The sequence below is a fragment of the Aphanizomenon sp. CS-733/32 genome (assembly GCF_028330045.1).
Taxonomy (GTDB): Bacteria; Cyanobacteriota; Cyanobacteriia; order Cyanobacteriales; family Nostocaceae; genus Dolichospermum; species Dolichospermum gracile.
This window is the reverse complement of record NZ_JAQMSE010000222.1, coordinates 36,601-46,628: the sequence shown is the minus strand read 5'-3', so window position 1 is coordinate 46,628 and position 10,028 is coordinate 36,601. Positions and strand designations below refer to the sequence as shown.

At 35.5% G+C, this 10,028-nt stretch carries 15 protein-coding genes and 1 pseudogene; 6 read left to right on the top strand and 10 right to left on the bottom strand.

The window, feature by feature from the left end:
* Nucleotides 1–246: 246 nt before the first annotated feature.
* Entirely contained in the window at nt 247–486 is a 240-nt protein-coding gene (locus tag PN471_RS18720; RefSeq protein ID WP_271778121.1) for a type II toxin-antitoxin system HicB family antitoxin, read from the bottom strand.
* On the opposite strand from PN471_RS18720, the gene PN471_RS18715 reads away from it, so the two are divergent.
* The 4 genes from PN471_RS18715 to PN471_RS18700 all read left to right on the top strand — a co-directional run bounded on the left by PN471_RS18715 (nt 473) and on the right by PN471_RS18700 (nt 3,007).
* A complete protein-coding gene (locus tag PN471_RS18715; protein WP_271778120.1) occupies nt 473–709 on the top strand; it encodes a hypothetical protein in 237 nt (78 codons plus the stop codon). The genes PN471_RS18720 and PN471_RS18715 overlap by 14 nt on opposite strands.
* Before the next feature lie 319 nt (nt 710–1,028).
* Nucleotides 1,029–1,298 carry a hypothetical protein gene (locus PN471_RS18710; RefSeq protein ID WP_271778119.1) on the top strand — a complete coding sequence of 90 codons (270 nt, stop codon included), beginning with the start codon at nt 1,029–1,031 and terminating at the stop codon, nt 1,296–1,298.
* A gap of 221 nt (nt 1,299–1,519) precedes the next feature.
* Complete coding sequence (locus PN471_RS18705) at nt 1,520–1,705, top strand: type II toxin-antitoxin system VapC family toxin (protein ID WP_271778118.1); 186 nt, start codon at nt 1,520–1,522, stop codon at nt 1,703–1,705.
* 660 nt (nt 1,706–2,365) lie between these two features.
* On the top strand, nt 2,366–3,007 hold the full coding sequence (locus tag PN471_RS18700; RefSeq protein WP_193898741.1) for a restriction endonuclease subunit R: 642 nt from the start codon (nt 2,366–2,368) through the stop codon (nt 3,005–3,007).
* A gap of 146 nt (nt 3,008–3,153) precedes the next feature.
* Here PN471_RS18700 and PN471_RS18695 read toward each other — a convergent pair.
* A pseudogene (locus PN471_RS18695) lies at nt 3,154–3,390 on the bottom strand (hypothetical protein); the annotation flags it as partial.
* Between the two features lie 279 nt (nt 3,391–3,669).
* Here PN471_RS18695 and PN471_RS18690 point away from each other — a divergent pair.
* Nucleotides 3,670–3,966: a hypothetical protein gene (locus tag PN471_RS18690; RefSeq protein WP_271778116.1), complete on the top strand. Its 297-nt coding sequence runs from the start codon at nt 3,670–3,672 to the stop codon at nt 3,964–3,966.
* A 7-nt stretch (nt 3,967–3,973) separates the two neighbouring features.
* On the top strand, nt 3,974–4,378 hold the full coding sequence (locus tag PN471_RS18685; protein WP_271778115.1) for a PIN domain-containing protein: 405 nt from the start codon (nt 3,974–3,976) through the stop codon (nt 4,376–4,378).
* Nucleotides 4,379–4,577: 199 nt separating this feature from the next.
* Here PN471_RS18685 and PN471_RS18680 read toward each other — a convergent pair whose 3' ends face one another.
* The 8 genes from PN471_RS18680 to PN471_RS18645 all read right to left on the bottom strand — a co-directional run bounded on the left by PN471_RS18680 (nt 4,578) and on the right by PN471_RS18645 (nt 9,967).
* On the bottom strand, nt 4,578–5,315 hold the full coding sequence (locus PN471_RS18680) for a DUF4276 family protein (RefSeq protein WP_271778114.1): 738 nt from the start codon (nt 5,313–5,315) through the stop codon (nt 4,578–4,580).
* Nucleotides 5,309–6,517 (bottom strand): AAA family ATPase, encoded by a 1,209-nt coding sequence (locus PN471_RS18675; protein ID WP_271778113.1) that lies wholly within the window; start codon nt 6,515–6,517, stop codon nt 5,309–5,311. Before PN471_RS18675 ends, PN471_RS18680 begins: the two co-directional genes overlap by 7 nt.
* 304 nt (nt 6,518–6,821) lie before the next feature.
* A complete protein-coding gene (locus PN471_RS18670) occupies nt 6,822–7,715 on the bottom strand; it encodes a DNA-methyltransferase (protein ID WP_271778112.1) in 894 nt (297 codons plus the stop codon).
* Complete coding sequence (locus PN471_RS18665; protein WP_271778111.1) at nt 7,708–8,676, bottom strand: hypothetical protein; 969 nt, start codon at nt 8,674–8,676, stop codon at nt 7,708–7,710. Before PN471_RS18665 ends, PN471_RS18670 begins: the two co-directional genes overlap by 8 nt.
* Nucleotides 8,677–8,814: 138 nt before the next feature.
* Entirely contained in the window at nt 8,815–9,060 is a 246-nt protein-coding gene (locus PN471_RS18660) for a DUF3368 domain-containing protein (RefSeq protein ID WP_271778110.1), read from the bottom strand.
* Nucleotides 9,057–9,308: a UPF0175 family protein gene (locus PN471_RS18655; RefSeq protein ID WP_168496463.1), complete on the bottom strand. Its 252-nt coding sequence runs from the start codon at nt 9,306–9,308 to the stop codon at nt 9,057–9,059. The genes PN471_RS18660 and PN471_RS18655 overlap by 4 nt, the downstream gene beginning before the upstream one ends.
* A gap of 75 nt (nt 9,309–9,383) precedes the next feature.
* Nucleotides 9,384–9,698, bottom strand: a complete 315-nt coding sequence (locus PN471_RS18650) for a DUF5615 family PIN-like protein (RefSeq protein WP_271778122.1) — start codon at nt 9,696–9,698, stop codon at nt 9,384–9,386.
* A gap of 32 nt (nt 9,699–9,730) precedes the next feature.
* On the bottom strand, nt 9,731–9,967 hold the full coding sequence (locus tag PN471_RS18645; protein WP_137907242.1) for a DUF433 domain-containing protein: 237 nt from the start codon (nt 9,965–9,967) through the stop codon (nt 9,731–9,733).
* Nucleotides 9,968–10,028: the final 61 nt, after the last annotated feature.

Sequence of the window (10,028 nt, the reverse complement as noted above, 5' to 3'; positions counted from 1 at the left end):
TTAAGAAATATATTGAACAGCAACGCGATTAACGTCAATGCAGGATAAATCCTGCACCTAGCCTTCATCCCTTGTCTAAAGCACAGATGTAGCTTCCTAAGTCAGCTACATCTTCAAGGGTTTTCGGCATTTCCCTTATAATATAAACATAGAAAAAATCAAACTGAAAGTCAGTGTTGCGCGATCACAATTTATCAATTTAACCTACAAGCGATTCCTAGGTCGCGCAACGCTTACGCACTTTAGTCAATCCAACCTACAACTGATCTCACCTGCTTCACCTGAGTTCACCTCAATACTGGTTACAAATCTCGGAGATGTTTCTGGTAAGGAAAATTCCTCTAGGTAAAGCCGTGTGGCTTCTTTCAAACCAGCGATCGCCTGCTCGATCGTTTCCCCTTGATCTACTGTGCCAACTTCTGGACATTCAACAATGTAAACATCATCTTCTTTGTACAAAATAACTGTAAAGATGCGATTTTTCATCGTCTCTTATCCTCTAAAGCTTGCTCTGAAAATTATAACATCACTGTTCCCTGTCGCACTTGATCAATCTAACCTACAAGCGATTCCTGCGAAGCGCAACGCTTACGCACTTGATCAATCTAACCTACGAGCGATCGCACAAGAGGAGCAATTACTAGGTTATGATTCATCCTGTAAATATCCAATTCTTGATCTTAGAGTATTAAATAAGCGATCGCAATAAGGAGAAGCTTGACGACCTTCTTTTCTCGTTTCTGGTTCGATAAATTCATCTACTAAATCAAATCTTTGATTAAGCGTATAATCAAGTAAAATTGAATGTGATTTTTGAGGATAATCAATATTATTGCTAATATTTTGGGTAAGGAATACACAATTATTTATGTTTTGCGATCGCGCAAGTGCTGACTTGTCAGTTCGGCGATCGCACTTAGTTAATCTAATCTACAATGGTTAATGGTTAATTATGCGTTATTTTTCTGAGTTCTCAAGGAGAAAAAAGCTATAATTACTAGAACGTTATTTAAGGTAGCTTAAAAATCGTGAGTAAAGTATTAACCTTGGAACTGAATGATGACGTTTATAAAGTTTTGCAACAACAAGCCAGTGCTGTGGGAATTTCAGTAGCCGAATTAGTTGCAGCTTCTCTAAATCGTCAATATAGCTTGTCAATTACTTCTCAATCTGATGTTGAGGAAGCACGTCAGCGTTTACTTGGCTATGCTGGTGTAATTAGTTTGGGTTACGCTACAGGTATAGATAATGAAGGCATTGATGCTGATCTGGCTAAGGCTTATGATAATAATTTATAGGGTATAATTGTGTTACTTGATACATCAGGGTTGCTCTGTTTTCTCCATCAAGATGAAGCTCAACACAAAACAGCAGTTGAATTAATTTCTAATTATAACGGTCGTTTTATCACACATAACTATGTTCTCGCTGAGTTGATAGCTTTGTCATTGGTTCGACGTTTTCCTCGTTCAACGGTGTTAATGTATTCGTTGGAATTAATGGAAATCCAAATGTAGAGATGGTTTGGGTTGATGAAATTTTACATCGGGAAGCAATGGATTTATTGTTAGTTCGACAAGATAAAACATATTCTTTGTGTGATGCTATCAGTTTTGTGTTGATGCGGAAGAAAGGAATTAGGGAAGCGTTGACTACTGATAAACATTTTGAGCAAGAAGGATTTACTCGTTTATTGCAATCTTAAACTTAAATGGATTCTTTAACTAATCAATATCATCAGATTATTAAAAATGTTATTGTAACAACATAGATAGCTCCTATGCTGGAATTGTTGTCTAATATATGTTGTTTATTCAGCATATTATAAACGATCTCGCTTTATAAGTCTAACTTGAGCGATCGCGCAAGTGCTGACTTGTCAGTTCGGCGATTACACTTAAACCCAACAGGTGATCGCACTTTATCAATTTAACCTACAAGCGATAGCACTTATCAATCTAACTGTGAGCGATTCCTGCGGAGCGCAACGCCTACGCACTGATATGATTTTGACTTTTCTTTGATCATTAGCTTATCTGGGATTATAGCTGACGAGAAGTTACTCTGAAAAAATCGCTTTTGTTCAATTAAAAATAAGGTGCGTTAACGAAATGTAACGCACCCTACAAGATCGGCGATCGCACTTCATCCTAATAAACTCCCTGCACTTTTGAATAAATCCTCAAAGCTTTAAGTACAGCCCCATTGATAATTCTACGGTCTAACGGCAAAATTGACCGGCAATCGATCACCCCTAGATCGAAATGATCGCTCTTTTCCTTATATGTATTGTATATTAAGTATTAGAACCTAAATCAAATTCCTAAACTTCTAAAATTCATGTAATTACTACAAGGATTTAACTGTGATTACAAATGCTAGTAGCCTTACCCTTAGCAATCTCCGTCAAACCTTTGGTTTGAGACTCAATTCTAGCGATCACTTTTTTGATAAATGGTTAAATAATGCGCCGACTCTAACTGAATCGGAACTACAAGGACTAGATCGCCTCACTCGCAACTATACCTATCTCAGTCAAGAAGAACCGCCCCTTGAAGAAATTGTTAAGCTTGTCGTAGTATCACCATTACTAGATTTGGCTGGTTTCTATCAATTTCCTTTTTTGGTAAAAGCAGAAGTAAGTACCAGTATCGAAGTTGCTGACGAAGCTAACGCTATGGCGGTTCAAGGCAGAATTGATATTTTGGTAATCCAAGATAGTTTTTGGATTTTGGTAATCGAATCAAAACCTGCAAGGCTGGACGTTACCGCAGGAATTCCCCAAGCACTTACTTATTTATTGAGCGCTCCTAATTTGCAGTCAAGTTGTTATGGAATGGTTACAAATGGCAGAGAAGTATTGTTTTTGAAATGCGATCGCCACCAAGATGTCCCTCAATATACGCGATCGCATACTTACCGGTTACTTGAAAATACAGCAGAACGCATCCAAGTTTTACAGGGACTTAAACAAATTGGAGCTTATATTGGTGATTTGAGGAGTTAGGCGATAGCGAAGCGCGACCTAGGAATAGCTTCACAATTATCTATCTTACGCAATCCTGTTGACTGCTTTAATGGTCAGATGATTGCAACTTAATACCCAAAACTTGAGTATAAGCGCCTCTAGCTTGTGTCACCCCAATTGTCCGCTATGCTGATTCTATCAATTGCCTGTAATCGTTTGCCTATAGTCCGCAATTCTTTTTGTAAGTCTTCTAAATCAACTTTCGCAGCAACTTCTGGTAAAGGATTGGGTAATTCTGCACCTAAATCTCGTAACTGGGTTTGTAATGCTGTTAAATCTTCCCGGCGTTTTTCTTGGGTTTCTTGCAGTTTCTCAATTTCCCATTGTAATTGTTGTTGACGCAATAAGAGCGATCGCACTTGATCCATCTAACCTACGAGCGATTCCTAGGTCGCGCTTCGCTATCGCAATTTATCAATCCAACCTACGAGCGATTCCTAGGTCGCGCTTCGCTATCGCAATTTATCAATCCAACCTACAGGCGATTCCTCCGGAGCGCTTCGCTATTGCTTGACATTTAAAACAGTCGCTACAAACTTTTGGGGACTTATTGGTGATTCAAAAGTGTTAGTATAAATCATTGCTAAAAGTTCACAAACTTGATATAATGGACATAAAGACTATTTAGTGAGGTAATAATTATGTTATCAACTGATATGAAACAAGAATCAATAATTAAGAGAATTGAGAATGTTGTTGCTATTTTAATGGAAGAAGATCCTTTATTTAAAGAGGATATAAATTATGCACAAACAGTACAAAATTTAGTAAAAGTATTTAAAGAAAACTTCTCTTGGGAGAAATTTAATCAGATATCAGAGGAAAGTCTTAAAAACCGTTGTGATAAAATGATGGCGGTACAGCTTTTGGCTAAAATAGGTGAAGATCTTACTCCTGAAGAAATGGCAATTTTTGAAGATGCAATTAAGCGGAAGTAGGTGATGTGTGAATTATTTATCAGATACTAATATTGTGTCTTTAGCAATTAAACAAAACGTTCAAATACTGCAAAGAATTTTAGCTGTTGATGCTAAAGAAGAAAATATTTTCATTAGCTGTATAACTTACTTTGAAATTAGGAGAGGATCTTTAGCTTTTGATGCGCCTAAACAAAGAGAAAGATTTGAGGATTTTTGTCGAAAGTATCCAATTATTTTCTTAGATGATTTGGCAATTTTAGAAAAAGCTGCTCAAATTCATGCTAATTTGAGATTAAGGGGTGTACCAATTCAAACTGAAGATGTTTTAATTGCTGCTACTGCTATTCTTAAAGATTTAATTGTGGTTTCTAATGATAGTGATTTGGCCAGAGTTGAGGGTTTAAGTTTAGAGAATTGGGTAGAATTATGATGATTAAATTATTTTTTGCCTGATGTATTTAAAACTGTAGGTTGGGTTAAGCTGTTATTGGGTTTTCCGCATTTGGTCAGGGTGTAAGTGGCGAACTCGCACTTTATCAATCTAACCTATGAGCAATTCCTAGGTCGCGCTTCGCTATCGCACTTTATCAATCTAACCTACAAGCGGCACAAAAGGGGCAATTACTAGGTTATGATTCATCCAGTAAATATCTAATTCTTGATCTTAGAGTATTAAATAAGCGATCGCAATAAGGGGAAGATTGACGAACTATATCGGCATTAAGACGTTTTAAAATTTCTAAAGCATGGTGAGGTGGACGACGAGTTTTTTTATCATATTTACCATGTTTAGAATGACGAGTTGCTGACTCTAACCATACTAATAAAGTTTTAGGAGAAACCTGTTCTATATTTTGGTAATTTCCCATTCCTCTGATAATTTTTTCTTCTTTAAACTCTTCACCATAAAATCCTTTTAAAGCATCAATATCAGCAACAAACCAAGATTCCATTGCTTGAACCATAAAGTGACATTGATCATCATCATAATCCAGGTTATCACCTCTAATCCAGGATTGATCCTCTTTTCTATTTCTCAAATGTTCCCAAGAATTTTGATCAGGAGATATTGGAGATTCGGAATCAATTAATAAAATATTGAAAGATTCAGGATTAGATTCTAAGGACAATTTAAAATTTTCATAAGCATCTGCACGAGAACCGCACATGACTATCCTAAACTCTATTTTTTGTTCTTTAGCAATATCAACTAATTCTTGAAAAAATTTGCTAAATCCTTCACGGAGACTACTTGTATTCCTATCTGCAATAATTTTACTTCTAAAACCTGGACGTTGCATTGGTAAAAGTTCGTCATCATCATTTGCATTTCCAGCACCCTCAATATAAATACGAATACTCACCATCTATTTCCACCAATTTCCCCTATTCTCCAAAGATCACCAAGAGTATATTTTTCCAACCATTTTTTTAATTTTTCTGGTTTAAGTCTCCTTAAATGAGTTCCTGTATTATCTCTTTCACAAACTACTACAGATTCAGGATATTCACTCAACGCAGAAACCAAAGCATCAGAATGAGTAGTTACAATTAATTGAGTTCTCTGAGATGCTTCAATTAACAATTCTGCAATAGTTGGTAAAATATCTGGATGTAAACCTAATTCGGGTTCTTCAATACAAATTAGTGGTGGTGGAGTAGGATCTAAAAGTAACGCCATTAAAAACAAATATCGCAATGTTCCATCAGATAAACGAGTTGCAGGAATTGGTTGAATTACATCTTCTTCCCGAATAAATAGTTGTACTGTACCACCATATATTCTTACATCTAAGTCTTCTGCTGTTTCATAAAATTTTTTGAGATATTCAATAAGTTTTCTACTTAATCCTTTGTATTGTAAATCTTTTATAAATAAACCAAAATTACTGCCATCTTCTAATAAAGGATGTTGGGGTAAATCAGCTTTTTGAGCTTTTCTTAGTTCTGAATCTCGTCCCATTTGCCAGGAACGATATAAACTAATTTTAGAAAACTCTGTACTTAGATAGGAAATTTCTGGATATCTACTTGGATCTTTTATTTGAGATAAAACTGATTGATCTGATTTAATTGAATGTAGTTCCAAAAGTTGTTCACTTCGTCTTTCCTGTCCTGACAATGGATCTTTATCTCTTACTGTAAAAGAACGAAATCCATTATAATTGTTAAGATAATAAAATTGAAAACCTTCTTTTCTCGTTTCTGGTTCGATAAATTCATCTACTAAATCAAATCTTTGATTATATGTAGTAAAACTAAGCGTATAATCAAGTAAAAATGAATGTGATTTTTGAGGATAATCAATAGTAATTTTAATTTCTGCTATTGGAGTATCTTTATTACCTTTCCATAAAAATTCATTAATACCTCCACCTTGACGAAAAGGTGCAGGTAAATCTGTCGGTGTTGCGCGTAAAATACCAATAGCTTCTATTAAATTAGATTTTCCAGATGTATTAGCACCAATTAACACATTTAGCGGTTGTAATTCAATTTCTTCACCTTCACTTCCATAGGAGAGAAAGTTTTGTAATTTGATTTTATGAATAAATCTTTTACCTTCCATTTACTTCTCCTAATATTAAATAAAACTATATTGTTGCTAATATTTTGGGTAAGAAATACACAATTATTTATGTTTTGCGATCGCGCAATCGCTGACTTGTCAGTTCGCTTGATGGTAGTTTGAATATCTGCCCTTTAAGTTCTTGTAACAACATAGATAGCTCCTATGCTTGAATGGTTGTCTAATATATGTTGTCCATTCAGTATATTATAAACGATCTCGCTTTATATGTCTAATTTGAGCGATAGCGAACTTACGAGCGATCGCCCTCAACTCAAAACCAAAACATCACAATATGTGCATATCAAAAAAGACTTGGTTGAAAAACAATCTCATTGATTCTACTTTGTGCCATTTGCTGATAACTTTCTACAAGCTCACATCCTATAAATTTTCTACCATTTCTTAGAGCGACTACGCCAGTTGTTCCAGATCCTACAAATGGATCAAAAACAAAATCTCCTCTTTTTGTTGATGCTAATAAACATATTTCAACTAAGAGTTCAGGGTAAACAGCAAAATGAACATCTCTAAACTTTCCTAGAGGAATTTCCCAGACAGTTCTTTTGTTTCTTCCATTGGGATGGAATGCCTGATCCCATCTCCCATTATGTAAGTTGGAATTACCAGAATTTTTTCCGTTTTCTGGAGTTCCATTGCGTCTTCCCAAGTGACTTCTTCCTCCTTTCATCCTAGATTTATCTGTAAATGTAACATGAGGCTCTCTTATGGAATTAGCATCATAATAATATTCACTTGACTTAGAAAACAGAAATATATATTCATGCTCTGTAGTCGGTCTACTTTTGACTGAGGAAGGCATAGCATTAGGCTTTTTCCAAATTATATCACTCCGTAGAATCCAACCATTGTCCTTAAGAGCAAAGGCTACTCGCCAAGGAACTCCAAGAAGTTCTTTATTCCTGTATGTATCTCCCAAGTTAAGCCAGAGTAGTCCATTAGTTTTGAGCTTTGGTTTTACTGCTTCAAAACAATCAACTATATTAGCGATATAATCTTCTAGCTTTGACTCTCTGCCTATCTCTTCTTCATTTACATTTTCACCTGAATAATTCCTATGCCCAAAATATGGAGGACTTGTTATTATGCTCTGAACAAGATCATCAGGAATGAGACTTGCTTTGGTTCTTACATCTCCAAGTATGATTGTTTTATCTATTTTATCGTTGCTAATCATTATTCAAAATACCTTGAATATATCTATTCAAATCTATTTGTGATGCGTCATCAAATCCTATAAACTTATTTGGATTTACATTAAAGTGGTAAACTTTATCGATCTGATTATTGATGTTTTCTAATTCAGAAATAGACCAATTAAGTGCCACAATAACAGCAACTATATAGTATTTACTCTCATCCTCCTTAAGTTCTTTAACAGCAGCCATTATGTCTCTTGTAAATATATGGGAATGTCCACCACCTTCAGTTTCTCTTGTCTTAATGGGTATTAGCAATGATTCTGGCAAGCTATTGTCTAAAGGTGTAAGCTTAACGGAAACATCAACAGTATGATTGCCTATTTTAATTTGGCTTTCGGCAATGTCGATTTTTTTATATTTTCCGTAGTTGCTATATATAGAAAAATAATTTTGAAAAGCTGTAATTATAGCAGTTCGCACGCTAGATTCAAGATGATGTCCCTTGATACTTCGTCTAGATCCTTCAAGACGATCAATAATCACTTCTCGTACTGTGAGCCAACTGAAACTTTTTACATATGATCTGTATTCAAGTATTAATTCAACTAGAGTATCGGTTTCTGCAACTAATTTATCTATCTTTTCTATCTGTATCATTCGAGAAATGAGTGGTGCTAATCTCTGTTGAGGAGCATCTCTAATCATCCAAGCAAAGAAAAAGAAACACGCCTTGTTATGTGGGTATACTCTTCCTATACCGTCAAACAGTAGAGGACGCTTTTCTTCAACCTCCTGATAGCAACCATTTACAATAGCAGTAAGATCCTCTCTACCTGTCAGCATGAGAATTTCACTTAATTCTCTATGAGATCCTGTAACCTTTTTGGCTATTTTCTCTACCCAATCATAAAAAGGCTTGGCTTGATCTGCAAGCTTAGAAAGCTCAACTAGACGAAAGTGAGTAACATCTACCTGATGAACTATAAGATCATTCACTTTTTAATCTTGTTTTTCTATCAATAAGTTTAAGTAAGTAGAGCATAGCATATAACAGGTAAACTGAGCGGCAAGCGATTCCTGCGGAGCGCAACGCTTACGCAATTTATCAATCTAACCTACGGCTAAACTAACAAGTCAAAGTTCTTGAGAAAGAAATAAGATACGCTGATATAGCCGGGGACTGATGCGAAAACCAGCCTGGTTGATCAAAGCATCCATGACAGGTTGGAGAATAGCTGAAATAGTAGGATTGCTGGCGGCTACCAATTCGCTGGCAACCACGTCAGGAATGATAACTTGATGGTAAATAGATTCTAGCAACCCAAGATGATCAACAAGGACAAGATTCGAGAGAGCAGAAGTATCACTGACGACAATCATAGCCAGCCTCGACTCCGCAGGTGTTGAACATCTTGCTCAAAGTCTTCCACATCGTAATGGACACAAATATTCCGATCTGCCAGCAGCTTTTGAAAATTCATTATGTCTATTCCAGCAATTTTGCTGGCGCGGCTGAGGGAAATCCGCTGCTGCTGGAATAGGGCAATGGCTATTTCCTGAAGCCATTCACTCTGGTTAAAAGTTTCAGTTTTACTGAGGCTATCAGGTAGGTTCAGGGTAATTTGCATCAAGTTGTCCTCACGCAGTCACTTCTAATTTTAATTTTACTGTTGCCTTATTCAACTGCAACAGGCAAACTCGCACTAATGAATAATCAAACTATCTCTAGTCATTTCTAAAAAATCATAGGTCAAAAACAATTCGATTATTTGAGTAATATTTTGTAGAAAAAGTTGTTCAATTTGTTTATTACTAATATTACCTGTCGTTATTAGTAGTAGTTTGTAAGGCTCTTGTTTGATTAAAAAAGAATCTAAAAAATCTTTATCTTTGGTAATAACAATTCTCTGTTCCAGGATTGATAGTTTGTTGATTTCCGAATCTGGAGTTGCATTTTTTAAAGGAAGATTCTTGGTATGTATAACATCACAACCTAAGTTCTCTAATAAATTGGCAATTCGGATTAGTCATTGAGTATCAATCAAGAATTTCATGAAACTAATTGGAGGATACTTTTAACTTGAGTGAGTCGAGTAGCAAAGCTGAGAACTGCTAAAATGTCTTCGTATTCTAAATCATCATAATCTTCTAAAATATCCTCAATATTCATGCCTGAACTCAAAAGTTCTAAGATCATTTCCACCGGATAGCGTAATCCACGAATACACGGTTTACCATGACAAATATCATGGTTAATTGTGATTCTATTTAATAGAAGGTTATTCATGATATTAGATGTTATGTTCGCACTAAATTAATTGTACTTGATTTTTCGAGTTCTATGACAA